Source organism: Archangium lipolyticum (genome assembly GCF_024623785.1).
GTDB classification, from domain to species: Bacteria; Myxococcota; Myxococcia; order Myxococcales; family Myxococcaceae; genus Archangium; species Archangium lipolyticum.
Map to the genome: position 1 here is coordinate 116,382 of NZ_JANKBZ010000029.1, position 25,565 is coordinate 141,946.

The window sequence follows — 25,565 nt, forward strand, 5'->3', positions numbered from 1 at the left end:
TAGACTCGTCTCCATGATTCCTCCTCGCATTCCGATGCCACGCCTCCTCCAGCTCCACCAGTGGGTCGCCCACCCGCTGCGGTTCATGGAGGAGTCAGTACGCCGCTACGGCGATAGCTTCGTGATGCAGTTCCCCAACAGCCCTCCGTTCCTCTTCACCCGGGACCTGGAGATGATCCGCCAGATCTTCACAGGCAAGCCGGAGGACCTCCATGTGGGGCCGGTGAACCGGGTCCTGGAGGGCATGGTGGGAAAGCACTCCCTGCTGCTGCTCGATGGACAGGAGCACATCCGCGAACGGCGGATGATGACGCCTCCCTTCCACGGAGAACGGATGCTGGCCTACGGATTGTCCATGCGCGAGTCCGCCAGCCGTTCCATCGACCGGTGGCCGCGAGACAAGGCCTTCACCCTCCACGAGGTATTCCAGGACATCACCCTGGACATCATCCTCAAGACGGTCTTCGGCCTCTCCGAGGGGGAGATGCTCGAGCGCTTCCGCGAGCTGTTCGTGCGGATGCTGAACATGGGCTCGCGGGATGCGGTGCTGTACCTGAGCGCCCTGCTCCCGGCGGAGCGGATGCTCCAGATGCTCGCGGTGGGGAGGGACCCCATCCGGCTCGGGCCCGTGAAGGCCGATGTGAGCTGGGCCCTGCCGTGGACCCAGCTCAGCCGCCTCATGCGGGAGGTGGACAGCTACCTCTTCGCGGAGATGGACCGGCGCCGCGCCGAGGGCGTCGAGAAGCGCGAGGATGTCCTGTCGATGCTCATGCAGGCGCGTGACGAGCACGGCCAGCCCATGTCCAGCCAGGAGCTGCGCGACGAGGCCATCACCCTCCTGGCGGCCGGACACGAGACCACCGCGACCACGCTCTCGTGGGCCTTCCACTTCGTCCTCCAACACCCGGAGGTGGAGGAGAAACTCCGTGCGGAGCTCCAGCAGGTGGCGGGAACGGGGCCACTCGCCCCCGAGCAGGTGAATCGGCTGGAGTACCTGGATGCGACCTTGAAGGAGACGTTGCGTCTGGTGCCCGTCGCCCCCGTGGTGGGCCGGGTGCTGCAACGGCCGATGAAGGTGGGCGAGTGGGAGCTGCCCGCCGGCATGGCCGTGATGGCATGCGCCTACCTCACCCATCGCCGCCCGGACCTGTGGCCTGAGCCCGAGCGCTTCAACCCGGAGCGCTTCATCGGCAAGCGGCCGAGCCCTCACGAGTACTTCCCCTTCGGAGGAGGGGCGCGGCGCTGCCTCGGCATGGCCTTCGCCAACTACGAGATGCGGATCGTCTTCGCCGAGGTCCTCCGCCGGGTGAAGCTCCGGCCCGCCACGCCCTACGCGTTCCGGGTGGCGCGGCGAGGCGTCACCCTGACGCCCGCGGGCGGGGTGCCCGTCCTCGTCGACTCGCGAAACTGAGATCCTTGTACCGCGGCGAGTGGATCGTGACTCCAGCGGGGCGGCTATGCTCCGCGGCATGGCGAACATCGCGATCGTAGGAGCGGGCCAGGCGGGGCTCTTCCTGGGCTTCGGCCTGCTCGAGGACGGACACGACGTCACCCTGTTTTCCGAGCACACCCCCGATGCGATCCTGAATGGCCGGGTCCCCTCCGGCATGGGGCTCTTCGAGGACGCGGTGAAGAAGGAAGCCGCGCTCGGGCTCACGTTCTGGGAAGACGTGATGACGCGGGGGGAAGGTGCCATCCTCGAGCTGCTCAACCCCGATGGCGCCGTCGGGCTGCGTATCGCCCCTCCCGTCCCGCGACCCCATCGAAGCGTCGATCAGCGGTTGAAGAACTCACGGTGGATGCGGGAGCTGGAGCGCCGCGGCGCATCCATTCGCGTCGTTCCCCTGGCGAATGCGGACGAGTTCGATGCGCACGTCACGGGCTTCGACCTCGTCGTGGTCGCCACCGGCAAGGGCTCGCTCTCCAGCCTGTTCGCGAGAGATGCCCGGCGGAGCCCCTTCGACAAGCCGCAGCGCCACATCACCGGCTTCCACGTGAAGAACTTCCGGCCCGAGCTGCGCAGCGGGACCATTCGGGTCCTGCCGGGTCTGGGCGAGGTGGTCATCACGCCGTTCTACGGCCGGGAGAACATCAAGGGGCGCTTCCTGCTCCTCGAGGGCATCCCGGGCGGACCGCTCGATTTCCTCTCGCGTGAGCTGCCGGGCCGCGAGCTGTTGGAGGAGTGCAAGCGAACCCTCCGCCGGCTGCTCCCCGGGCAGCTGGATGACCTGCAAGAGGCGGAGCTTCCCACCGAGCAGTGCTGGCTTCGCGGCACCATCACCCCCACCGTCCGCCATCCGGTGGGCCGGCTGGCCTCGGGCAGGGTGGTGATCGGCCTGGGCGACGCCCTCATGCTGCATGACCCGCTGGCCGCGCAGGGGGGCAACAACGCGACCCACATGGCGGACTTCTACCGGACCCGCATCCGGGAGCACGCCGGGCGTCCCTTCACGGCGGAGTGGATGCAACGGACCTTCGATGACTTCTGGCTCGACCATGGCCAATACGCGATGGGCGTGACGGCCGGCCTGCTCATGCCGCCAGCACCGCACCAGCAGGCGGTGCTCGCCTCGGCGCACCATGTGCCCGCGGTGGCGACGGCGTTGATCAATGGCCTGTACGACCCCAGAGCCCTCTTCCCCTGGTTCGTCGACCCCGCCGTCACCCGCGAGTTCCTGCTCTCCCAGGGCGTCCCACCCCCCTTGCTGGAGCAGCTCTGGAAGCCCTCGTAAGGCGCACCAGCGCTGCTTCGCTCTCGCCGGAGGCCTCCGGCGGCGGGCTCGACAGCCTTCTCATGCTTTTCTTATGCTTGAGCGAAGCGAGTCCCGAGGCGAGGTCCTGGAGAGGCGGATGAGCCACGTGGGGAGCATCAGGAGGGTTCTCGTCACCGGCAGCTCGGGACAGCTCGGCGCGGAGATCTGTCGGCAACTCTCCGGCGAGTACCAGGTGACGGGCCTGGACACCGCACCTGGACCCTTCACGCAGGTCATCGGGAGCGTGGATGACCGTGCGCTCGTCTTCGCCCAGGTCGCGCGGGTGGACGCGGTCATCCACGTGGCCTCGCTGCACGCCCCACACCGGGAACTGCTGCCGAAGTCGCGCTTCATCGACGTGAACGTGCAGGGAGCGCTCCATCTGCTCGAGGCGGCGGCGGAGCACCGTTGCCAGCGCTTCGTGTACACGAGCACGACCTCGGTCTACGGGCGCGCGATGGAGCCCCGAGCGGATGCCGCCATCTGGGTGACGGAGGAGCTCGCGCCCGGGCCGCGAGACATCTACGACGTCACCAAGCTGGCCGCGGAGCAGCTCTGCCGGCTCATCCACGAGGAGACGGGGCTGCCCGTCATCACCCTGCGCACCTCGCGCTTCTATCCGCAGCCGAGGGAGCTGATGGCCATCCACCGGCTCCACCGGGGGCTGGACTTGCGCGACTGCGCGTGGGCCCATCGGTTGGCGCTCGAATCCCCGGTGCCCTTCGGGCTGTACAACATCTCCGCCCGCTCGCCCTTCCGGCGCGAGGACCTGACGGAGCTGCTGCACGACGCATCGGCCGTCATCCGCCGCCGGGCCCCCACGGTGGCCGGACTGCTCCTCCAGCAAGGCATCCCCCTCCCCTCGCGCCTGGACCGGGTCTACGTCATCGAGCGGGCCGAAGCCGAGCTGGGCTTCCATCCCCGATTCAACGCACTCGAGCTCCTGCGGGACGAGTGAACGCCGACCTCCTCACGTCCAGGAGCACGGCCCCCCTCCGGCACCGGCGGCTCCATGGTGAAGAGCACCATCCGCACGGTGGACGGCTCGGTGCGCATCGGTTGCCATGACACTGGTCAACCCGGGCTCGACCGACACCGACTGGATGGGGGACAGAACGCCTGAACCGCACGACGCTGGTTCGATGCGCTGGAGGCCACGGCCATTCCGAAGGAGTGGAATCCGGAGAAGGCGGACCGGCTTCGCCGTGCCGCCTTCGCGTTCATGAGCCTCCCCGATGGCTCGCTGCTCGTGCTCGTGAACACTGGAGTCAAGGCACCGCCCGCGGTGGCGCTGCTCGGTTCGGAAGGCTGGCTTCGTGGCTGAAAGCGAAGAAGGTCAAGGCGCCAAGGGCGAAGGCCTTCGATTTCGCGGCCTGGCTCGACGGTGACGCCGCCCCCCCGCGGCGCAAGCGCCGGTGGTCGCCGCACGCAAGCCCGAGCCGACCCCGGTGATGAAGAAGCTCGGACCGAAGACGCAGCGGTTTGCGGAAAAACGACCAAGTCGAACGTCCTCCTGAGCAACTCCGCCCAATTCACTCTCGGCGTCCTCTCCTTCCTGGCCGCTACCTCAAGCCTCGCGCTCGCCTCCTCCGCACCTGCTTGAGGGACCAGAAATGGCCGCAGTTTGGCGCCTGGAGCGAAGACGCCGTGGAACCTCGTGAGGTTTGCCCGAGGCGGAGGCAACGACGCCTGGGCCCGTCGAGGGCACTCCTCCGAATCAGGGCTCACCACGCTGGCCTATCCTCACAGGTGCAACAGCCCCGAAGGATAGGATACGGGATGGCCAACCATTCAGGGGGGGGCTCGCAGGGGTCTTCAGCTTCGGCCCCCAGGACAGTCCTCACACTCGCCGGTGCGGCAGTCGGGCGGCGTGTAGTTGCAGGTGTCGGTCCCCTCCACGGCGTGCCGTAGGCATCGTCCATCCGAGGGGGGTCAGGCGCGCTCGCTCCCGGCGAACAGGGTGCGGGTCCAGGGCGCGTCGACCTCGTCGGCGCCGATGGCGACGAGCACGTTGGCCAGGAGCCCATCCGCGATGAGGCTCCGGACCTGGTCGTCAGACGCACCAGACGCGCTACGCACGTACTCCACCTGCTTGGCGTAGCAGGCGCGGATGGCTTCGCGGATGGGAGGCTCCGAAGCCGCGCAGTTGGCGTGCATCAACACTCGCAGCAGGTCCCGGTCGTCCTGGATGAGCCGCGCGTATGCGGTCCGCATCGCGGCCAGCACCGTCTCCGGCTCGCGGCCCCGCGCCTTCGCCACCGCATCCGTCATGTTCTCGCGCAGCAGCGCGGCGCAGTGGTCGATGACCGCCACGAACAGCGCCTCCTTGTCGGGGAAGAGCCGGTACACGTACGCCTGCGAGATGCCCGCGGCCTTGGCCACCTCCGCGGTGGTCGTGCCGTAATAGCCCCGCGCCGCGAAGGCCTGGATGGCGGTGCGGAGCACGGTGCCGCGGCGCTCGTCGGCGGTGGACAGCTTCCGGGATGTCACGGGCATGTGAGTAACTAATCGCTCACTCCGCTCACCGTCAAGGTCCTCCACCTCCACACCCCACCACACAGTGCCCCAGACTCCACAGGCATCCACGGTCCTGGGCTTCCTGTCGCTTGACACGAAATCTGTGAGTGGTTAATTACTCCTCACGGGTCGCCGAGCGGCCCTTTTTTCAGGCCTCATCTGTGAGTGGTCAATCACTCATTGTCCTCGAAGTACCCAACAAGGGAGTCCACCATGAGCACCACCGACACCAACATCCAGGCGATTCGCAAGCAGGCGCAGCAGACGTTCTCCAACCACCTCGAGTACCTGTCGAGCGGCCGCATCAGCGAGTGGGTGGACCTGTTCACTGAGGACGGCGTGCTGGAGTTCCCCTACGGCCCGGAGGGCTTCCCCAAGAAGGTCACCGGCAAGGGCGAGCTGTACGAGTACATGAAGAACTTCCCCAAGCACTTCCAGGTGCGGTTCAACGGGTTGCGCTTCCACGAGACGACCGACGCGTCGCTGGTGGTGGCGGAGTTCGCCAGCGAGGGCAAGGCGTTGACGACCGGCCGCCCCTACGATCAGAGGTACATCTCGCTCGTGGAGACGCGTGACGGGAAGATCTCCCGCTACGTGGATTTCTGGAACCCGCTGGTCGCCATGAAGTCCCTCGGCTCCGAGAACCTCGGTGCCTCGTTCCTCACCTGAAGCCGGGTGATGAGCGGCCCACCGGCCCTGGTTCATGCCGGGGTCGGCGCCACCCTTTGCCGCATGGGCTTGCTCCGGCTACGTGGGCAGTAGGTTGACGATGGCGACTTCTGCCTGACTGCCTCGGTGCGTATAGGCGGGAGGGGACCGTGTTGAGGGAGAGGGCTGGAACCGAGGGGTCGAGGAGGGCCGCTGACGGGAGCCCCCCGGGCTGTGCGCCAGGCCGGTGCAGAGAGCGTGCAGCCTCCTGGAGGCACACGCCGCCCCAAGCGGCCCCTCCTCCTGGAAGGACGCAGCAGGGCGTGGGCTTGTGGGGCAGCGCGACTGCTTACACGCTGAAGAGGATTCCCGCGAAGAGGCGGGCTCATACCTACGCGGTGGCTCGATTGGTGACGGATGCGCGAAACGCGGAAATATGATGGTCATCATATGACTGGACCGTTCCCCAACACCCGGAACAACCCAGGAGCTGAGCCATGCAGATCAAGAATGCAGTCGCGCTGGTGACCGGCGCCAACCGTGGCCTTGGACTCGCCTTCGCGAAGGTCTTGCTCGAACGCGGCGCACGCAAGGTCTACGCGGCTGCTCGCGATCCATCGACCATCTCATTGCCCGGCCTCGTGCCGGTCCGGCTCGACGTGACCCGGCCCGAACAGGTCGAGGCGATCGCGCGCGAGGCCCGCGACGTGACGCTGCTGATCAACAACGCTGGCATCCTGAAGCGGACGACGCTCCTCGCCAACGACGCTCAGGCCGCCGCGCGAGAAGAGCTCGAGACCAACTATCTGGGGCCGCTGGCAACGAGCAGCGCCTTCGCGCCGATTCTGGCCAGCCATGGCGGCGGCGCGATCGTCAACGTACTGTCCGTGCTCAGCTGGCTGTCCTTCCCTGGCACGTCGACCTACAGCGCCTCGAAGGCCGCGGCCTGGGCCCTGACCAACGGTCTGCGCAACGAGCTGCGTGGGCAGAAGACCCAGGTGTTGGGGCTGCACGTAGGCTACATGGACACCGACATGGCCCACGGCGTCACCGCGCCGAAATCCAACCCCACCGAGGTGGTGCGCCTGACGCTCGATGCGCTCGAAGCCGGTAGGGAAGAGATCCTCGCTGACCAGGTGAGTCGCAACGTCAAGCAGGGTCTGTCCGCCGAGCCGGGCGTCTATCTCGGCATCCCCGGTGCATGAGGCGCTCCCGACGAGCAGAGCGCTCCGCGCCCCCGCCACTCGCGAAGAAGGGTACCCGGTAGCTGAGGCCGTCCCTATGCGGAGCGCGAGCAGCGCCGCGGCCGCATGCTGCTGAGCCAGGAGAGCGGCATCGCCGAGGATGCCGTGCCGGATGGGCAGCGCGGTCTCCCTCGTCACCGGGACCGCCATCCAGGGCAGCTCGGGCCAGCGCTGCCTCACCAACGCGAGGCGCTGCTCATCGGCGGAGGATTCGCTCATCCCTGGCCCCCTTATAGGGGGGCGAAGAAGCGAGCGAGTCTCTCACCGACCCAGGCTGGATTGTCCTCGGCGAAGGTATGGCCGCTGTTGGGGACGAGTTCCGCCTCGACGTTCTCCGCGACCTGGAGCACGCAGCCGAGCGTCTGGGTCTGCGGACTTCAGATTGGAGCGGAAGGCCGCACGGTTCTCCCTGCCATCCTTGGCTCCTTTGGCCGGAGTCGACGGAGTTGGCGGAGTCGACGGAGTCGCTGGACAGCGGAGCACGCCTCGAGGAAGCACGAAGGCCCGCTGCCGAGGTCGCGTCGACGCAGCGCGAGCCGACGTTCGGAGCGAGCCCCGGGCCGGCACGAAACGGAGCTCCGTCACGCGAGGTCGTGCCCAACGTGCCCGAGCCGGCCGCCGCTGAGATCACCGACCGCGCCGGCCGTCGCTTCCAGGTGCGGTGGGGCGAGAGCGGGCTGTGCGGCCTCGGAGACGCCCGGCGCGTTGCACAACGGCATGCACTGCTCGGGACGTTCGTCGCGCTCGGCGCAGCCGGCACGACGGTGCGCCACGACCCGCATGTCGACCCGGTCGTGTTGAGGGAGGTGCTGTCTGTTCTCGGCGCGGTGCAATCGCCCTCTCAATCACCGATACGCCGAGTCTTCGGCCGGGAGCTCGACCGTCTCCCCCCTCCAGAGGTCTACGTCTACAGGGACGTGCAGCAGATGCTGGATGTCTCGTGCGTCAATCGCGCGGCCATCGGATACTACGACGGCGCGATCCACCTGAGCGGCGACCCCCGGCACGGCATCGAGACCCTCAGGCAGACGGTCGTCCACGAATACGTCCACCACGTCCTCATCGGGCTCGGGATCAAGGTGCCCATGTGGTTGCACGAGGGGCTGGCGATGAAACTCGCCGGAGAGAACTGGTGGGTCGATCCTTCTCTCGGGCTCGTGGCCTGGCTCCGGGACCAGCACTTGCCCTTCGAGGCGATGACGGGTGCCTTTCCCCACACCGCCGACGAGAAGTTTGCGCTGGCGGCCTACTACCAGAGCTTCGCCATGCTCGAGTTCCTATGGGATCGGCAAGGGGACGACGGTGTCGCCGCGCTCGTGCGGGCGCTCGCGCGAGGCGAGCTGGACGCGAAGGAGGCCTTCTCCTCGACGGGGGTCTCCGGCGACGCGCTCGAGCAGGCCTGGAGGGAGTTCCTGGCTCGCCGCTACCGAGAACGCGACGAGCCGATGCAGCGGCTCCACGAAGCCGCGGCGCGAAACCGGCAATGAATCGCCATCCCCGACCGGGGGTACCCTACGGAGCGCAGAGGGTGTACGTGCAACCCGGGCCGCTATTGTCGCTGTACTCGCTGTCGAACTCCTGGGCGATATACGAGGAGCCCACCCAGTTGCTCAGGGAGCGGCACGCCTGGGGATCCAGGTAGGAAGTTCGTCGCCCTCCCCGTCCTCGCCCCGCTGTAGGCTCACCTCGCTTGAATGAGAAGGGCCCGGCCCCGAGGGGGAGCCCGGGCCCTTGGTGATTGAGGCCCAGGTGTGGGAGCGGGAATCCGCAACTCACTTTCTTGCAAGCGGCTCTGTCATCGTGGCGAGTCTTCGAGGGAGGGCGGACTCCATGACCCAGTAGGCCTGGGCTGCGCCCGCTTCCCACCTTCAGGCCGGGTCCCCTATCGGGCCGCGGCGAGGACGGGCGTGGTCAGCCGCTGGAAGAGTGCCTCCACCTCGACGGGCGGCAGTGGGCTGCGGCTATCGAGCCACCAGGTGAGCAGCTCGAGGAACGCACCGCCCACGTAGTGCACCGTCCCGTCAAGCACGGGCCCGGCGAGAGCGAGGCCAGCCAGGTCCGTTGCGACGAGCTCCAGTACCAGCTCCCGGAAGCGCCGCTGGACCAACTGCCCGCTGCGCTTGCCGATAAGGGCTCGAAAGAGGCGCAGGTTTTCGTGGGCATGCTCAAGCAGGGCCCTCGCGAAACCGAGCGGCCTGCCAGCTTCGGCCGCCGCTGCATGCTGTGCGCGGAGCACCTTGCGAAACTCGTCGAAGCCGCTGAGGAGCAGCTCCTCCTTGTCGGCGAAGTGCGTATAGAAGGTCGAGCGTCCCACGTCGGCTCGGTCGCACACGTCCTGCACGCTGACCTGCTCCCAGCCGCGCTCGAGGATGAGCGCGACGAGCGCATCGCGGAGCGTCCGCCGCGTCCGCTGCACCCTCCGGTCTGTCTCCCTCGGGGGTTTCACACCCACGCGTGCCTCCGTTGCTGGACAGCGCCCCCCTCTTCGTCCCGAACTGGCCGGAGAAGGGCCCACTGTCGGTTGAACTCCCGTTCGCCGACGGTGAACTTGATGGACACCATGTCCAAGAACGAACGAGGTGTCTATCAAGTGGGTGCGGCGCGGGCTCGTGGCCCGAGCAGCCGTGCGAAGCGGGTGCTGCTCACCATCGGGGGAGTGTTGCTGCTCCTGGCCGCCATCCCGGCTGGGGTGCTCGCGGCAACCTTCGGTGGGCTGGTGCCCGCGGAGGACGGAACCGAGTTGCCGGGCGGAGCGCGGTTGGTGAGAGACCGCTTCGTCAACCTCTACCTGCTGCCCGCGGGCCCCGGTGCTGTTGCCCTCATCGACTGCGGGAACGACCTTGAGGGGGCCGCCATCAAGGCCGAGCTCGCCCGTCAGGGTCTTGGCACGGACGCGGTGAAGGCCATCTTCATCACGCACGGCCACGGCGACCATATCGGTGCGTGCCGGCTCTTCCCCGAGGCGCGCGTGTACGCGTTCGCCAGCGAGGTGGGGCTGGTGGAGGGGATCGAGGCGGCCAAGGGCCCTGTCCCGCGGCTGCGTGGCGTGCTCCGCGAGCGAGCCACGCGCGTCTCCCACATCCTCGCGGATGGCGAGACGGTGCACGTCGGTCCACTCAGTGTCCAGGCCTTCCACATCCCGGGACACACCGGCGGGAGCGCGGCCTACCTCGCTGGTGGCGTGCTGTACCTGGGCGACTCCGCGGCAGTCGAGCGCGGAGGCACGCTGCGCGGGGCGGCCTGGATCTTCAGCGACGATCAGGAGGAGAGCCGAGAGGTGATTCGCGGCCTTGCCCGCCGGCTCGAGCCACGCCGGCAGGAGCTCCAAGCGCTCGCCTGTGGCCACTCCGGGCCGTGGAGCGATGCATCACCCCTTTTCGGCTTCGGACACTGAGGAGTTCCAGCCATGTACGTCAACGCTGTGCGGGTGCGAATCCGGTCCAGTTGGTGGCACTGGCCTCTGCTGGCCGGGCTGTGGGTGATGGCCTGGCATGCCCGGAAGACAGAAGGGTTCAGGGGCGCGCTGCTCCAGCGGGCACCCGGGAGGGTCCTCTGGATGCTCATGCTCTGGGAGCGCCCCTCCCACGCGCATGCCTTCCGGGGTGGAGGATGGCACCGCCGGGCGATGCCCCGCCTGCTGCGGCTCTTCGATGAGTGGGCCGCCGTGGACTGGGAGCACGCAGAGGAGGGCCTCCCCTCCTGGGGCGAGGTGCACCAGCGCCTGAAGGCCAAGGGCCGCTTCCTGGCGCTGGCGGCTCCCTCGGAGGCACACCGGGCACGCGACATCGGAGCGCGGGTGCCGGCGGATAAGCGGGATGGGGGCCGTGTGGAGGGAGAGAGCTGAAGCCGAGGGGTCGAGGAGGGCTGCTGACGGGTGCCACGAGGGCTGTGCGCCGGGCCGGTGGAGACGCGGTGCAGCCCTCGGCGTTGGGGGCCCTCAGGTACGCCAACACCTGGCGCCTGCCTCCACACCAGGCACAGGTGAAGACATCCAAGTCGAACGTCCTCCTGAGCAACTCCGCCCAATTCACTCGCGGCTTCCTCTCCTTCATCCGCTCCTTCCTGGCCGCTACCTCAAGCCTCGCGCTCGCCTCCTCCTCACCTGCTTGAGGGAACGTCGCCCGGGAAGAGGCCCAGCTGCGCGGCTATGAGTCCGTGGCGAGGCGCTACGAGGCCCACCATGGCACGCCGCTGGATCTGACCGCGAAGGACTACGAGCGCTGCATCGAGGATCTCGAGGTGGCCTTGCGCTCGGGCGGCATCCGGGTTCGCGTGGTCATCCCCGACGACCCCGTGCCGTCCCGGGAGTCCGCCCCCTCCCCCACGGCCACTGCTCCCCGGGGATTGCCGCTGGGATGGAGGGCCGTCGCCATCGCCGTGGCCTTCCTGCTCGGCGTGCTCGTGGGCCGGTGGAGCGGCTGAGCACGGCACACGAGTCCGGCGAGAATCCGCGCTATACCTCGGCCCGCACACGGCGAACCGGCCGCCCACACGCGGAGGAGAGGATGAAGACGAGCGACGGAGAGACGCGGGCGTCGGCCCTGGAGCGGCGCCGGAAGAGCGCGGTCGCGGGGCTCGATGCGAAGCAACTGGCCTATCTGCGCCACTTCGACAACCTGTCCCGGCGGCAGCGCAACGACTGGTCATTCATGACCGGGCGCACGCCCAACCAGATGGACTTCGGCGGCTACCGCTTCCAGCTCGCCTACGCGGCCTACGCGCTCGCGCTGACTCATGTCCATCGGCTGCCAGCGGCGCCCGGTGCCCTCCGGCCCACGTTCCAGCGGTTGGTCGCCAAGATCCTCGAGCCCGAGGTCTGGATGTACTGGCGCGACTCGAGCAGGGCCGGCGGCATCTGGAACCCCCACCTCGCGGGCCGCCCCGAGCAGTGGGATCCGGTGGCGCACGACAACATCATGTACAGCGCCTACGTGCAGTCGATGGCGCTCATGTACAACGTGCTGTTCGACGACGCGCGCTACGCCGCGCCCGGCGCGCTGACGCTGGAGTACTTCACCCCATTCTGGGGCGACGGTGGCAAGCCGGGCGGTCTCGACCGGAAGTTCGAATACGACCAGTTCTCGCTGAACGAAAACCTGTACTGGCAGATGGTGCGCAGCGGTTACCTGGGGATCGCATGCGAGCCGAACTGCGTCTTCCAGATCTGCAACCAGCCAGCGATCATCGGCTTCCGCATGCACGATCTGTTGACGGGCGGCTCCACCGCGGACGAGGTGAGCCGTGGCTTCCGGCAGGCGTGGGAGCAGTTCGGCGGACCCGTCGCCAGCAACGGCCACCTGTACCTCTACGCGGCCTCGGACACGAGGACGCCCATACCCAACGCGGGCGAGATGCCGTGGGGCGATGCCTGGTACGCCTCGCTCGCGAACACCTGGAACGGCGAGTTCGTGGAGAAGTACTACGCCTCCGTGATCGGCAAGCACGTGCTCGAGGGACCGGATGGCACGCGCACCATCAGACCTCCGAAGTCCCGGACGTTCGGCGCGCGCCCCATCGAGAACGACACCTGCGATTTTGGCTGGCTGACGGTCTGGGCCTCCGAGATGGGGGATGCCGTGACGCTCGAGGGGCTACAGCGTCACGCGGAGCGCCACATGCGACCCACCCTGTATGAGGGCGGTCGCTTCTTCCCGCGCCATGACCAGGTGAGCGACGCGGAAGGGAACTACACGTGCGTCGAGCCCCTGGCTGGCAATGTCCTCTTCGCGTACGCGAGCCTGAACGTGCCGCACGGACTGCGCCAGCTCTACGAGCAGCCCTGGGCACCGGGTCATTTCGCCGAACCGAACCTGGCGATCGTCGGCGATGCCATCGAGGTCCACCGGGCGTACTACGACGACGCGCGAGCGACACTGCACTTCACGGCCGGCGTGCGCGAAGATCGCCCCGGCGATTCCGTCGTCCGCCTGGCCAACATCTGGGACCGGGGGAGATGGGAACTCCAGAGGGACGGCCAGGTGGTCGCCACGGGAGACGGGCAGCAGGTGCATGAGGGGCGGCGCGTGGAGGCACGGCGCACCGAGCACCTGCTCGACCTGCACCTGGTGCGCAACGAACTCAGCACCTACACCCTGTCCTGGCCGGGAGGTGGGGTATGAGCGCCATCCGGCCTGGTTCCGCGCCCCCGGTGGGTGGAGCCTTCGACCTCGTCGACCACGACGGACGTCCCGTCACCCACGAGACCTTCCGCGGGGCCTACGCCCTGGTGTTCTTCGGCTTCACCCACTGCCGTGTCGTCTGCCCACGGGCCCTGGGACGCCTCTCCACGGTGCTCGGATTGCTCGGCCCCGACGCCGCGCGAATGCAGCCCCTGTACATCACGGTCGATCCGGAGCGGGATCACCCGGCGGTCATGAAGGCGTTCCTCGCGCGCTGGCCAGGGTTCCTCGGTCTGACCGGCAGCCGCGAACGGATCGAAGCGGCCAAGGCGGCCTTCCACGTCTTCGCCCGGCGCCGGGACGATCCCGAGGATCCCGACGGCTACGCCGTGCCTCACACGGCCATCACCTACGTGCTCGACCCGGAAGGAGTCTGCGTCGACCACTTCACGGACGCGCTCTCCGCGGACGAGGTCGCCGAGCGCCTGCGTGCGCTCATCGCCCGAAACCACCGGTTGAATGCTTCCGAAGCTGGCGAATGACCTGGTGCCTACTCGAAGCCGGGAGGATTCATTACACATCCGGCCAGGAATGCACCGGCATGCCTTCCTCGGAGTAGGCCAGGTAGCGCTCGAACATCGCGGTGAGCGCCTCGTGCCGGGGCCGGTCCGCCTCGAGCCGCGCGAGGGCGTCGAGCTGCCAGCGCGCTCCGGTGCGGCCCGTGCGCAGCCGGCCCTCGAGCAGTTCGACGAGCGGCTCCACATCCTCCGGCTCCACCCCTGCTGACACGAGCCCCTGCCGCGCCCGCTCCAACAGGCGGGGAAGGAGTTCCCGGACGGGCTGGACCGCGAGGGCCTGGCCAGGACGACCCGGCCAGTACAGGGGCGCGTCCAACCCCTCGCGCGCCGCGCGGTAGAAGTTCGTGCGTGTGCAACGGAAGGGCATCCTCGACACGAGCGCCTCCACCTCCTCCATCAGCGACAGGGTCAGCCCCAGCAAGAAGGCGCCATTGGACAGCATGTCCGGCACGCTGGGCCCCGAGGGCAGCGCACGCATCTCCACCCGCACATGGCCACCGTCCGAGGGATCGTACACCGCGCGGTTCCAGGGGTAGATGGTGCCCTGGTGCATCCTCAGCTCGCTCAGGCTCGGCACCCCGCCGCGCGCCACCACCTCGAGCGGGGCCTCGTGTCCCAGGACCGGGAGGATGGGGGCATGGAGTGCCACCCCCTGGGCGAAGAGCTCGTGGGCGCCCTGTCGCACCCAGCCGTGGCGTATAGGCGGGAGAGAGGCCATGGCGTATAGGCGGGAGAGAGGCCATGTAGAGGGAGAGGGCTGGAGCGCAGGAGCCGAGGAGGGCCGCTGACGGGGCCGCCCGAGCAGTACGCCAGGCTGGTGGACAAGCCGCGCAGCCCCTTGGGATACACGTCGGCCCAGGCCGCCTTCCCATAAGGTGCGCGGCAGGGGCCTGGCTCTCTTGGCTGGGGTGGCTCGAGCCTCAACACCACGCGCTCTGGGGGGGCCCTCGCGCCGGGGCCAGCCTCGCACCTGCCGGGGCCAGGCCCAGGTGCTCCACAATCCACCCCCTCCCTTCACGTACGCCAGCACCCGCCTCCTTCCTCCACTCCTCACTCAGACGAACACGTCGCAGTCCAACGTCCTCCTGAGCAACTCCGCCCAATTCACTCTCGGCGTCCTCTCTTTCATCCGCTCCTTCCTGGCCGCTACCTCAAGCCTCGCGCTCGCCTCCTCCTCACCTGCTCGAGGGAACTCCGACAGGATCCTAGGTAGGCGACACTGGATACGTCATGAGAACAACACAGAAGGCACTTGCTGTTCAGAGAATGACGGCAAATCATCGCCTTGGGGTTGGCCTCACAGAAGTGGTGCACAGGTTCAGACTGAAACACCAACCACCCCAGTCAAGGAAGGGTAACTCAAATGGCACTTCGCAACCTCATTGGAATCGTAACCCTCGCGGCAGCTTTTGTGGTCGGGTGTGGTGGTACTGTCGACTCCCAGAATGAGGAAGCGATCCAACTCACCAATGCCACTGTCACGAAGAACACTGACTCCACTGCGACGCTGACCGATGGGGAGCTGGTCATTCATGCACAGACGCTGACTGGCATTGAGCAGGAGGGTGCCGGCGGTTGGTGCTGCACCGGCTGCAATATCAATACCGGAAACTGTGCCGAGTGTCACACTTGCGCCAATTAGTACTACTCGGTCACTTCCCTCGGGACTCCAACGGTTCTCCGGGGGCATCCCCCTCGGAGAACGCCCAAATTGACTAGGTAGTACTAGGTCAAGCCGCTCACGGACGCGAGCGGCTAGACTTCCCTGGTCTCCCAGGGCTCACGAGAAGCCCGTGGGAGGCTGACGGTAGCGTGTGCCCTGGCGAGTTGTGGCTGGGGAGGAGCAGGTGGAGGAGCGCGGGTGGGGCGTACCGCTATTTCTTAGGCTTGAGTGCCGGGAAAGGCTTGAGCTTCATGTCCCGGCGGTACTTCCTCAGCTCATCCTTGACGTCGGACTCCAGTAATTCGAGCGCATGGTTCAACGCGATGGCGGGCAGTGCATCCAACGCCTTGTTCAACTCCGCCACGCCGCCCGCCACCTCGACGTCTTCCTCGGAGATGTCGCCGTTTTCGGCCCTCTCCCAGTATCCGCCTTCGTTGTCGAACCGGCTCTTGAACGGGACGAGGGCCGCAGCGATGGTTTCCTGATCCCGCGCCCCTCAATCTGCCCACCATGGTACTGGGGCGAAGCGCGCGTCGACTCTCAGAAGAACAGAGGCTTCTTCTGCGTCCGGCGGTAGTCCTGCAGTTCCACGTACGTCCGAGGCGTCAGCAGCCCGAGCCCTTCCGCCAGAGCATAATCCGGAAGCTGGTCCAGTTGCAGGGTCAGCACCGCGTAACCTCCTGCGGACGTGACGTCCTTGGGGAAGATCCTCCCTCCACCGAACTTCGATTTGAACACGTTGAAAGGCTTGTCTCCGATCGCCAACAGCAGGTTGCGGCGGAAGTGGAGCCAGCGGATGCTGGTCTTGTCCTTCACCACGACGCTCTTGCCGGACACGAAGGTCTCTCGCACCCTCGGCGAGGTGGTGTAGTCATCCGCATTGTTGGCGTTGCGCCAGGTTGGGTCTGCCATCGTCGCCATGACACGACCATCCGGCTCGACAGTACAGACGGCCAGGACCCGGTGGCCACTGCCCGACACCTGCAGCATATAGGTGTTCACGAGCTGGGAGGTCTGCGCCGTCTGCATCGCCTTGAGTTGGTTGAACACGACCTGCGTGGCCTCGGCGAAGTTGCGGCACTCGATGTACACCGTGGCCTTTTGAGACCTCTTGATGGCTTGATCCACCCCCTGATCATCCGTCGTCTTGATCCTCTTCTTGACGACTTCTGGATCCCCCTTCTTCATGGAGCGTATAGGCGGGATAGAGGCCATGTTGAGGGTGAGGGCTGGGGCGCAGGAGCCGAGGAGGGCCGCTGACGGGGCCGCCCGAGCAGTACGCCAGGCTGGTGGACAAGCCGCGCAGCCCCTTGGGATACACGTCGGCCCAGGCCTCCTTCCCATGAGGTGCGCGGCAGCGGCCTGGCTCTCTTGGCTGGGGCGGCTTGAGCCTCAACACCACGCGCTCTAGGGGGGCCCTCGCTCGGGGCCAGCTGAGCAGGCTGCGTACTCACAGCAGCGGCTGCGCTGAGCAGTTGCCCTTGCGCGACATGCTGCACTGGATGCGGCGAGCGGCCAACGCCTTCGCCGGGGAGAATCGCAACTCGCCTTCACGGAGAAGATGGTCGAAGCTGACGCGAATGGCGAACTACACGGTCAAGCTCTCCGCTGCTCCCAACGGTCATGAGATTCCCCCGCTGCTCGCGGACGTTGGCGCATGGATTGGCAAACAGCCGCATGGAACGCTGGGCTGGTTCGATGCGCTGGAGGCCACGGCCATTCCGAAGGAGTGGAATCCGGAGAAGGAGAACCGGCTTCGCCGTGACGCCTTCGCGTTCATGAGCCTCCCCGATGGCTCGCTGCTCGTGCTCGTGAACACTGGAGTCAAGGCGCCGCCCGCGGTGGCGCTGCTCGGTTCGGAAGGAGAGGCGCGGACCGTCGCGAACAGCCTGGAGGAGTTCCTGAAGCTCTGGTCCCAGGGCGAGACGGAGATCCACGAGCTCGACGACGAGGAGGGGGCCTCCGGGCGAGAGGCGCTGGCTTCGTGGCTGAAAGCGAAGAAGGTCAAGGCGCCAAGGGCGAAGACCTTCGATTTCGCGGCATGGCTCGACGGTGACGCCGCCCCCCCCCCGCGGCGCAAGCGCCGGTGGTCGCCGCACGCAAGCCCGAGCCGACCCCGGTGATGCAGAAGCTCGGACCGAAGACGCAGCGACTGGCGTCAATCCTCGGAAGGCGCGCGGACGCCCCCGAGGTCATCGCCTACGTGACCGAGGTGCTCGGCAAGAAGGTGCCGCCGTCGACCAGCGAGAACACCGACTCGGTGAACGTCTCGGCACCGAAGCACGGTGTCGAGCTCGTCTTCTCGCACGACATCCTGAACGATGCCTATCCGCCGATTCCGAAGACCGCCAAGACGTTCATCCCCTACGTCTCCTACGCTTGGGTGAGGGCGAAGATCGGGGAGGATGTCCTGGGAGTGCCGTGGAAGGTGACCTCGGAGGCGGAGGTCACGAAGGTGCTCGGACCGCCCACCGGTCGTCAGGCCGCGTTCGCGACCGAGGATGAGCTCACCGTCTCCTACTGGGCCTTTTCGCTCGACACCGCGTCGCACGTGGAGCTCAAGCTCTCGTTCGATGAGTCCCTCACCGTCACGCTCGCCGTGAAGAGCGCGGGTGCGCTCAGCCGGTATCCCGATGTCACGACCGGGCTCTTCGTCGGCTATGCCGCGACACGAGGCCTGCTCGACACCTCGCGGTTCCCGGCGCACCGCGAGCTGCTCGCGGCGGTCGCGAAGCGCGAGGCAAAGGGGTCGGAGCTCGTGAAGCAGGCGCTTCCGCGCGGCCTGTGGGACGACCACCTCCGCGATGCGCCGGGGCTCGACCAGCTGGCGTGGCGCTGGTTCCACAACATGAACGGCCTCTGGATTACGGCCGACCTCATCAAGACGTTCGGAAAGCGCGCGGGCCCGTTCGGTCACGACGAGCCGAAGCTCGATGACGACACCTGGGACGCTGTCGGCAAAGCGGCGCCACTCCTCGACAAGCGCTTCGCGGCGTGGCTGTCGAGGTAGGCCACCACACGGCACGTTCCCGCTCCTGCGCATCGTGTGCGCTCAGGCGAGCCGCTTTCCGTTGACCAGCTCCAGGCCCAGCGGATTGCCGCGATAGTGGATGGGGTCCAGGAGCACCTTGCGGATCCTCCATCCCTCGGAGGTCTTCTCCACCTCGTGCGTATAGCGGGCGATGATGGTCCACTCCTGCTGGACACCGCCCAGGGAGAAGTAGTGGGCGACTTCCGCGTAGGCCATCACCTCGGCCAGCGTGCTGCTCTTGAACTGGATTCTCACGCTCGTGGCCGTGGCGTGCTGAACCCTGCTGAAGGGCACCAGGGACCGCCTGCCGAACTCGGCCAGTTCCTCCCGCGTGAGGTGGGCGGGCTCCCCTCCTCCCCTGAACCGGGTGTAGTCCGCGGTGACCTGGGGCGTGAAGACGCTCGCCCAGCGGCTCCAGTCTCCCGTATCCCGGCCGTAGTCGATGGCCTGGCCATACTCCGCCACCAGCTCCTGAATGGCGATCCAATCCAGAACGTACTGAAGGTCCTTCTCCTTCATGTCCGTGCTCCTCTCTGAAATGCCATGCACTGCCAGGGGGAGGGTCCTCCCTCAGCCCTCCCGGACCTTGCCCGCCACCGAGGTTGGCGGCTCGCTCTGGCTCACGCCATTGACGGGCAGGACCGCCGTGGGCTCCTCGCTCTGGGGCTGGGCGGAGGGACGCTCCAGCCGGGTCACCTGCTCCGAGCTCCGCGCCGTGCTCCGCGCTCCCCGCCGCGTCATCGCCTCCTGGACGAGGCGGGCCAGCTCCCGCTGCCCACGAGGATAGGGCGCGAGCTCTCCGGTGAGCGCACAGAGCTGCTCTCTCAGCTGGTGGCCCCGGGGCGTGCGCTCCCCCGCCCTCCACCGGAGCAGGTCCATGATGGCGGCATCCAGCTCGGGGGGAACGTCCGGGCGGAGCACCGAGGGCGGCACCAGGAAGGGAGGAGGGAAGCTGCCCACTGTGTCGGAGACGGCCTCGTCCTGGAAGACACGCCGCCCGGTGAGGGCCTCGTGCAAGGTGAGACCGAGCGCGAAGAGATCCGCGCGCCCGTCGAAGGGCTCACCCCGGGCCTGCTCCGGAGCCAGGTAACCCAGCTTGCCGCGAACCCGGTCCGCCTGGGTGAGGCGGACGTGGATGGCCGCGCGGGCCACCCCGAAGTCCCCCAACTTCACTTCACCGATGCGCGACAGGAGGATGTTGGGCGGATTGACGTCCCGGTGGACGAGGTTGAGGGGGACGCCCTCGCTGGAGGTGCGCCGATGGACGTAGTCGAGTGCCTCGCCGAGCTCGGCCCCGAGGTAGGCCACCACACTGGGAGGAAGGGGCCCGTGGCTCTTGAGCAGCTCACGCAGGGACAGGCCCTCGATGTACTCCAGGGCCATGAAGTAGGTGTCCTGGAACCGGCCCACATCGAGCACCTGGACGATGTTGGAGTGGTTGAGGAGCGAGCCCAGCTCCGCCTCGCGGCGGAACAGCGTCACGAAGTCCTCGTCCTCGGCATAGGCCGGGAGGATGCGCTTGATGGCCACCACCTTCTCGAAACCACCCTCGGGACTGTAGGTGGCACGGAACACCTCCGCCATGCCCCCGAACCCCAGCCGCTCGTGGAGGAAGTACTTGCCCAGCAGATCCCTGGCGCGGATGGCGTGCAGTGCCTCCTCGGCCTTGCTCGTGAGGTGGTCGGCCACGAGCGCCGCCATCCAGCCGGTGGTGAAGTAGTAGACGGCGCGTAGCACGACGAACGGCGGAGAGAAGATCAAGGGAATGGGCTCGACGAGCCGGGGCCAGGCCAGGAGGAAGTAGAGCAGCACCGTTTCGATGGCCACGAGGCTGCCGGCGAAGAGCGCCAGGTTGCGCTTGGAGCGCAAGGCCGCGAGCAGGATGAACGTGCTCCAGAGGACGGCCATGGGGTTGCCCAGTGCCTGCTCGGCATCCGCGAAGAGGGCGTCGCAGATGAAGAGGTACGCCCCGGTGGAGGCCTCCAGCGCGACGTTGAACCAGAGGATGGCGGGGTGGAACCAACCCTGGCGCAGCTTGCGGTGGAGCACCCCGTAGTAGAGGGCGAAGAGCACACACAGGATCGCGACGGAGATGGAGCGAGGCCACCCGATGAGGGGAGCCAGCCCGAGCGTGGAGACGGTGAAGACGCAGGCGGCCCTGCTGATGAACCGGGCCACGGTGGCCTCGCGGGCGGCGGCATCCGCCCGGAGGTGCTCGGCGAGCAACTGGGAGCCAACGGGTGCCGTGCTGCCTGGACGCGAGGAGTGGAGCATGGGGGACATCATTCTCTTGCAGCCGGGGCGTCAAGGCGAGCCCAGGCTTCGGAGGCCTCGGTCCGACCACGAGTGGTCGCATCCGGCGTCTTCCGGATAAACTGTCGCGGCAGACTGCACCTGACCGGAACCGTTCCACTCCTGGTGTGTGACATGTGGCTCGCGCTCACGCTCCTCCTCCTCGCCGCCACCATCGCCGGGCTCGTCATCGCGTGGCGGCTCCGTCCGACGCCCGCCCACTGCCAACCCCAGCAGTACGACGCCGCGCCTCAGCCGGGCACATTCGCGGTGCGGGCGCTCGAAGCGATGCCGCCGATCGCTCGCGAGACGCCCGTGCTCGAGGCCCAATCCCCCGCCTGGCGCGAGGCGATGCAGCAGGCGGGCCTCGAGTTGCGCCGCGCCGAGGTGCGCCACGTCGTCTTCGTGCACGGCACCTTCGTCGGCCACGACCCCACCCTGCTGCTCTCCGCGCTCCAGGGGCCCCTCTCGGCGCTGGGCCCGGGGTTCATGCCGTCCCTGCAACGTCTCTCCAAGCTCCCGAGTGATCGCGTCCTGCGCGATCTCGGCAACTACACCCCCGAGTACGTCTCGCTCTTCCAGAAGGCTCTGGGTGGCGACATCCCCACCACGCGCTTCGTCTGGTCCTCGGCGAACAACCACGTCGCCCGGCTGCGCGCGGCCGTGGACCTGCTGCGGCTCCTGGCCTCCTCGGACCTCGGGCGCAAGCGGGCGCTGCTCCTCGGGCACAGCCACGGCGGCCAGGTACTCGCCCTGCTCACACAGCTCGTCTACCCGGCGCGGACCGCGGAGGCGCTCTGGCAGGCCGTGCGCGACGCGGGCGAGCCCACGGAGGGCCTCCAGGACATGGCGCGCACGGTCGCGCGCGCACGGCTCGACATCGCCACCTTCGGCATGCCGCCGCGCTATGGCTGGGCCACGGGCCGGCAGTGCCGTGTCCTCCATGTCATCAATCACCGGGGCACGGAGCCGCGCGGGAGCACCGTCGCCGGCGTCCTCCACACCGAGAACGGCGACTACGTGCACCAGTGGGGCATCGCCGGTTCGGACATTCCACCGGGCAACGCGAAGGAGCGGGAGCTGGCCGCGCGGCTCGATGCCATCCTCGGCGAGGGCTACGACGTGAAGGCCTGGCTCCAGCACGTGCGCCACGGCGCGCGCGTGCCTCGGGACGGGTTCAGCTACCTCGTCGACTACGGCGACCGGGGCACCGGCGCCCTGCCGAACTGCCTGGCGACGTGCTTCGGGCACGGCGTCTACACGAGCTACGACGCCATGCTCTTCAACGCCCGCCTCCTCGCGGACCACTTCTACCGGTAGGGCCGGGGTAAACAACAGCATGCCATCGCCGTCTCAAGAGTACGGTTTCTCCCTCGCCTCCGACTTGCGAGCGCCAGTCGAGGAAGTCTGGTCTCATGCGACCCGGATGCAGGGCGTCAATCGCGAGTTCTTCCCGCTGGTGCGCATGACGTGGCCCGGCTCGAACGGCAGTCTCCCCTCGTCCCCTCCCCTCGGCCAGCGGTTGTTCCGGAGTTGGATCCTGCTCTTCGGACTGCTGCCCATCGACTACGACGACCTCACGTTCGCCGAGTACGAGCCCGGCCGCCGCTTCCTCGAGCGCTCGGTGCTGTTCTCGCAGAAGCAGTGGGTCCACGAGCGGATCGTCACGCCTACCGCGACAGGGTGCCGGCTCACGGACTCGGTCCGGTTCACCCCGAGGCTGCGCCCGTTGGGGGCACTGCACCTCGCTGTCTTCCGGCTGGCCTTCCACTGGAGGCATCGCAACCTGCGGCGGTTGTTCGACCAGCCCCTCCCATGAATCGGGAGTCCCAATGAGCGAGTCCCTCCGGGTGGTGGTGACAACAGTCACCACCCGATGATGGACGTCACCAGGGTTCGATGCCCCGGCGGGTGATGCCTTCCGAGGGAAACAGGCCTCTTCCGAGGCGTTCGAGTGCCGCACGGCGGCTGGCATGCCTCCTGCTCTGGGTCGAGGCATACGCTCTTCTTCACGAGGAAATCCCCCATGCCCAGGATCCGCGGCGGTTTCAACACCCCCCACTTCACTCCGCCACCCCGCTCGGACAGGACCCCTTCGTCGCGCCCCACCAGGGCCCCCGAGACCTCGTCACACGGACCGGCCGCCCGCTACGGGCAGGACCAGTTCGATGCGAGGAAGCCCGTCACCGTCTACCGGGTGGAAGGACCCGACAACCAGCGCCTGTCCTTCAACAACCATGGCGACCCCCACATCACCAAGTCCTTCAACAGCGCGACGAACATGAGCAAGCCGAGCCAGTACGACAAGCCCATGTCGTACCAGGATCGCGCCTTCCTCAACTTCGGGGATCGCGCCCGCGCCGAGGAGTTCCTCGCCGTCCGTCACGACCAGGGTCATGGCCAGACGGAGATGAAGAGCTTCCAGGTCCCGTACAGCACCTTCGACAACATCCGCAACAAAGCCGTCCCCGAGAGCGCCGCGCGTGACGAGAGATTCCGGCACCGCCCCATCCAGGTGGATGTGAACAAGGCCGACCACCAGTACGGCCTCAACTGGCAATCCCTCCAGCAGATCAACTCCACCGCGATTCCAGGCAGCGGCCGGGTGGTGCAGCAGCGGCCCGACATGATCTACCACTCGGAGGTCTCCAACGCCTTCCAGGATCTCTTCAAGCCGTGAGGCGTTGAGCGCACACGGGGCGCCTTGCGCCCTCCGTCCCCCCCATGCCATGAGGGGCACCAGCCGCCATCCATGAGCTGGGAGCCCCGATGAACTGGATCCATGCGCGCTTCGTGAGCGCGCTCGCCGTCTTCGTATTGATCGTGCCCGCCGCCGACGCGGCGACCCGGCAACAGGAGCTGGATCGGCTCGTCACGAAGTACCATCAGCTGCGCCAGTTCAACGGCGCCGTGCTCGTCGCCGACGAGAAGGGCGTCGTGCACAAGAAGGGCTACGGCTTCGCGAACCTCGAATGGCGGGTGCCGAATACCCCCGACACGAAGTTCCGCATCGGCTCCATCACCAAGCAGTTCACCTCGATGGTCATCATGCAGCTCGTCTCCGAGGGGAAGCTCCGGCTCGAGGACAAGCTCACGACGCACCTCCCGGACTACCGCAAGGACACGGGCGACCGCATCACGATCGCCCACCTGCTCAACCACACCTCTGGCATCCCGAGCTACACCTCCGCCCCCGGGTTCTTCCAGAACGACTCACGCGACCCCTACACGGTCGCGGATTTCGTGAAGAAGTTCGCCAGCGGCGACCTCGAGTTCGAGCCCGGCACGAAGTGGGCCTACAACAACTCCGGGTACTTCCTGCTCGGTGCCGTCATCGAGAAGGTCACCGGGAAGCCCTACGCCCAGGTGCTGCGGGAGCGCATCTTCGACCCGCTGGGGATGAAGAGCTCCGGCTATGACGTCTCCGCGACGGTGCTCCCGAAGCGCGCGAGCGGTTACGAGCCCGGGCCCGACGGGTACGCCAATGCGCCCTACCTCGACATGGCGCTCCCCTATGCCGCCGGCTCCCTGTACTCGACGGTGGAGGACCTCTATCTCTGGGACCGGGCGCTCTACCTCGACACACTGCTGCCCGCGCCGCTGAAGCAGCAGATGTTCACGCCAGGGATGAACCAGTACGCCTATGGCTGGACCGTGAAGCCGATCGAGCTGAACGATGGCAAGACGAAGCTCGCCACGATCAGCCACACGGGCGGAATCAACGGTTTCAACACCATCCTCGTCCGCGCACCTGACCGGAAGGAGCTCGTCGTGCTCCTCGACAACACGTCGAGCGGCCGCAAGCTCGAGGAGCTCGCGGCCGGCCTGTTCAGCGTCCTCCATGGCATCACGCCCCAGCAACCCCGGGCGCCGATTGGAGACGTCGTGTGGGAGGTCGCCGGCAAGGCGTCCGTCGTGGAGGCAATCGCCAGGTACAAGGCCTTGAAGGCCACGAAGGCGAAGGAGTACGACTTCTCCGAGGAGCAGTTGAATGTCGTCGGGTATCGGCTCCTCGGAGCCGGGCGCGTGGCGGACGCCATCGAGATCTTCAAGCTGAACGTGGAGATGTTTCCGGCCGCGGCCAACCCCTACGACAGCCTGGGTGAAGCGTACCTGGCCAGCGGCAACAAGGAGCTGGCGCTCCAGAACTACCGCCGGGTCCTCGAGCTGAAACCTGGCAACAAGGCCGCGGAAGAGACCATCAAGCGGCTCGAGAAACCCTGAAGGAGCATGGGGCCCGGCACGGGTGGCGAAGGCGGCTACCGGGCCGGGTTCCCACTCGAGCCTCGCTGCGCGAGCAAAGCCAGGCGCTCGCGGACGATGCGCGCGGCCTGCTCCGGGTAGGCAGTCATCCTGCCGCGCAGGTGGGCCTCGGCCAGCTCCAGCATCTCGGCCGCCGCGGAAATCGGCTCCAGCAGCAGGAGCCGGTTGAGCCGCGCGCCCAACTCCGGGAAGACCCGTTCGACCCGGCGGAAGGGATCGAGGTTGTCCAGCAGCCCCGTATCACCCTCCACACCCTGGAGACCCTGGACCAGGAGCGTCAGGAGCTCATCCAGCGCATAGGTCTTGATGAAGCGATGGCCGCTGAGGACATCTCCTCGTGCGCAGCGCGCCGCTCCCAGCAACAGGTGGAAGAAGAACATCTCCAGCTCGCGCGAGAGGTCCACCGTCCGAGCCGCGCTCTGTTGCTGGATTCGCGCCAGTGATTGCGAGACGCCAC

General features: G+C 67.4%; 26 protein-coding genes. 18 read left to right on the top strand and 8 right to left on the bottom strand.

The genetic code is table 11. The features are described 5' to 3' along the window. Nucleotides 1-13: 13 nt before the first annotated feature. The 3 genes from NR810_RS40285 to NR810_RS40295 all read left to right on the top strand — a co-directional run bounded on the left by NR810_RS40285 (nucleotide 14) and on the right by NR810_RS40295 (nucleotide 3,711). Complete coding sequence (locus NR810_RS40285) at nucleotides 14-1,411, top strand: cytochrome P450 (RefSeq protein WP_257460420.1); 1,398 nt, start codon at nucleotides 14-16, stop codon at nucleotides 1,409-1,411. A 58-nt stretch (nucleotides 1,412-1,469) separates the two neighbouring features. Next, entirely contained in the window at nucleotides 1,470-2,732 is a 1,263-nt protein-coding gene (locus NR810_RS40290) for a styrene monooxygenase/indole monooxygenase family protein (RefSeq protein WP_257460421.1), read from the top strand. 118 nt (nucleotides 2,733-2,850) lie between these two features. Next, nucleotides 2,851-3,711, top strand: a complete 861-nt coding sequence (locus NR810_RS40295) for an NAD-dependent epimerase/dehydratase family protein (protein ID WP_257460424.1) — start codon at nucleotides 2,851-2,853, stop codon at nucleotides 3,709-3,711. Nucleotides 3,712-4,685: 974 nt separating this feature from the next. On the opposite strand, the gene NR810_RS40300 is transcribed toward NR810_RS40295, so the two are convergent. Further along, nucleotides 4,686-5,249, bottom strand: a complete 564-nt coding sequence (locus tag NR810_RS40300; protein ID WP_257460426.1) for a TetR/AcrR family transcriptional regulator — start codon at nucleotides 5,247-5,249, stop codon at nucleotides 4,686-4,688. Nucleotides 5,250-5,483: 234 nt separating this feature from the next. On the opposite strand from NR810_RS40300, the gene NR810_RS40305 reads away from it, so the two are divergent. The 3 genes from NR810_RS40305 (at nucleotide 5,484) to NR810_RS40315 (ending at nucleotide 8,649) form a co-directional block, all read left to right on the top strand. Next, a complete protein-coding gene (locus NR810_RS40305; RefSeq protein ID WP_257460428.1) occupies nucleotides 5,484-5,939 on the top strand; it encodes a nuclear transport factor 2 family protein in 456 nt (151 codons plus the stop codon). Between the two features lie 476 nt (nucleotides 5,940-6,415). Beyond that, nucleotides 6,416-7,123: an SDR family oxidoreductase gene (locus NR810_RS40310; RefSeq protein WP_257460429.1), complete on the top strand. Its 708-nt coding sequence runs from the start codon at nucleotides 6,416-6,418 to the stop codon at nucleotides 7,121-7,123. A gap of 632 nt (nucleotides 7,124-7,755) precedes the next feature. Next, entirely contained in the window at nucleotides 7,756-8,649 is an 894-nt protein-coding gene (locus NR810_RS40315; protein WP_257460430.1) for a peptidase MA family metallohydrolase, read from the top strand. A 395-nt stretch (nucleotides 8,650-9,044) separates the two neighbouring features. Here NR810_RS40315 and NR810_RS40320 read toward each other — a convergent pair whose 3' ends face one another. Beyond that, entirely contained in the window at nucleotides 9,045-9,578 is a 534-nt protein-coding gene (locus NR810_RS40320) for a TetR/AcrR family transcriptional regulator (protein ID WP_257460431.1), read from the bottom strand. Between the two features lie 144 nt (nucleotides 9,579-9,722). On the opposite strand from NR810_RS40320, the gene NR810_RS40325 reads away from it, so the two are divergent. From NR810_RS40325 to NR810_RS40345, 5 genes are all read left to right on the top strand, one after another. Next, entirely contained in the window at nucleotides 9,723-10,556 is an 834-nt protein-coding gene (locus NR810_RS40325) for an MBL fold metallo-hydrolase (RefSeq protein WP_257460432.1), read from the top strand. Between the two features lie 12 nt (nucleotides 10,557-10,568). Then, nucleotides 10,569-11,006, top strand: a complete 438-nt coding sequence (locus tag NR810_RS40330; RefSeq protein WP_257460434.1) for a hypothetical protein — start codon at nucleotides 10,569-10,571, stop codon at nucleotides 11,004-11,006. Nucleotides 11,007-11,317: 311 nt separating this feature from the next. Then, nucleotides 11,318-11,584, top strand: coding sequence for a hypothetical protein (locus NR810_RS40335; protein ID WP_257460436.1), 267 nt, complete (start codon nucleotides 11,318-11,320; stop codon nucleotides 11,582-11,584). An 83-nt stretch (nucleotides 11,585-11,667) separates the two neighbouring features. Next, nucleotides 11,668-13,281 (top strand): linalool dehydratase/isomerase domain-containing protein, encoded by a 1,614-nt coding sequence (locus NR810_RS40340; protein WP_257460439.1) that lies wholly within the window; start codon nucleotides 11,668-11,670, stop codon nucleotides 13,279-13,281. Next, nucleotides 13,278-13,823, top strand: a complete 546-nt coding sequence (locus tag NR810_RS40345; RefSeq protein ID WP_257460440.1) for an SCO family protein — start codon at nucleotides 13,278-13,280, stop codon at nucleotides 13,821-13,823. Before NR810_RS40340 ends, NR810_RS40345 begins: the two co-directional genes overlap by 4 nt. A 31-nt stretch (nucleotides 13,824-13,854) precedes the next feature. Here NR810_RS40345 and NR810_RS40350 read toward each other — a convergent pair whose 3' ends face one another. After that, nucleotides 13,855-14,577, bottom strand: coding sequence for a glutamate--cysteine ligase family protein (locus tag NR810_RS40350; RefSeq protein ID WP_257460441.1), 723 nt, complete (start codon nucleotides 14,575-14,577; stop codon nucleotides 13,855-13,857). A gap of 645 nt (nucleotides 14,578-15,222) precedes the next feature. Here NR810_RS40350 and NR810_RS40355 point away from each other — a divergent pair. Next, the gene (locus NR810_RS40355; protein ID WP_257460442.1) at nucleotides 15,223-15,501 is read left to right on the top strand and encodes a hypothetical protein; all 279 of its coding nucleotides are present in this window, start codon (nucleotides 15,223-15,225) and stop codon (nucleotides 15,499-15,501) included. Nucleotides 15,502-15,733: 232 nt separating this feature from the next. Here NR810_RS40355 and NR810_RS40360 read toward each other — a convergent pair whose 3' ends face one another. Further along, complete coding sequence (locus tag NR810_RS40360; protein WP_257460443.1) at nucleotides 15,734-15,898, bottom strand: hypothetical protein; 165 nt, start codon at nucleotides 15,896-15,898, stop codon at nucleotides 15,734-15,736. Nucleotides 15,899-16,062: 164 nt separating this feature from the next. Beyond that, nucleotides 16,063-16,710 (bottom strand): hypothetical protein, encoded by a 648-nt coding sequence (locus NR810_RS40365; protein WP_257460444.1) that lies wholly within the window; start codon nucleotides 16,708-16,710, stop codon nucleotides 16,063-16,065. A gap of 392 nt (nucleotides 16,711-17,102) precedes the next feature. Between NR810_RS40365 and NR810_RS40370 the strand changes: the two genes are divergently transcribed. After that, entirely contained in the window at nucleotides 17,103-17,645 is a 543-nt protein-coding gene (locus NR810_RS40370) for a hypothetical protein (RefSeq protein WP_257460446.1), read from the top strand. Beyond that, nucleotides 17,609-18,532 carry a hypothetical protein gene (locus NR810_RS40375; RefSeq protein ID WP_257460447.1) on the top strand — a complete coding sequence of 308 codons (924 nt, stop codon included), beginning with the start codon at nucleotides 17,609-17,611 and terminating at the stop codon, nucleotides 18,530-18,532. The genes NR810_RS40370 and NR810_RS40375 overlap by 37 nt, the downstream gene beginning before the upstream one ends. Nucleotides 18,533-18,574: 42 nt before the next feature. Here the strand turns inward: NR810_RS40375 and NR810_RS40380 are convergent, their stop codons facing one another. Beyond that, entirely contained in the window at nucleotides 18,575-19,072 is a 498-nt protein-coding gene (locus NR810_RS40380; RefSeq protein ID WP_257460449.1) for a nuclear transport factor 2 family protein, read from the bottom strand. A 51-nt stretch (nucleotides 19,073-19,123) separates the two neighbouring features. Then, nucleotides 19,124-20,827, bottom strand: a complete 1,704-nt coding sequence (locus NR810_RS40385; protein WP_257460450.1) for a serine/threonine-protein kinase — start codon at nucleotides 20,825-20,827, stop codon at nucleotides 19,124-19,126. Between the two features lie 153 nt (nucleotides 20,828-20,980). Here NR810_RS40385 and NR810_RS40390 point away from each other — a divergent pair, with 153 nt between their 5' ends. From NR810_RS40390 to NR810_RS40405, 4 genes are all read left to right on the top strand, one after another. Next, complete coding sequence (locus NR810_RS40390) at nucleotides 20,981-22,165, top strand: hypothetical protein (protein WP_257460451.1); 1,185 nt, start codon at nucleotides 20,981-20,983, stop codon at nucleotides 22,163-22,165. 106 nt (nucleotides 22,166-22,271) lie between these two features. After that, nucleotides 22,272-22,664 (top strand): SRPBCC family protein, encoded by a 393-nt coding sequence (locus tag NR810_RS40395; RefSeq protein ID WP_257460452.1) that lies wholly within the window; start codon nucleotides 22,272-22,274, stop codon nucleotides 22,662-22,664. 207 nt (nucleotides 22,665-22,871) lie between these two features. Beyond that, nucleotides 22,872-23,525, top strand: a complete 654-nt coding sequence (locus tag NR810_RS40400; RefSeq protein WP_257460453.1) for a hypothetical protein — start codon at nucleotides 22,872-22,874, stop codon at nucleotides 23,523-23,525. 89 nt (nucleotides 23,526-23,614) lie between these two features. Continuing rightward, nucleotides 23,615-25,069 carry a serine hydrolase gene (locus NR810_RS40405; RefSeq protein ID WP_257460455.1) on the top strand — a complete coding sequence of 485 codons (1,455 nt, stop codon included), beginning with the start codon at nucleotides 23,615-23,617 and terminating at the stop codon, nucleotides 25,067-25,069. 35 nt (nucleotides 25,070-25,104) lie between these two features. Here the strand turns inward: NR810_RS40405 and NR810_RS40410 are convergent. Then, a partial coding sequence (locus NR810_RS40410; RefSeq protein ID WP_257460456.1) for a hypothetical protein occupies nucleotides 25,105-25,565 on the bottom strand: 461 nt, incomplete at its 5' end.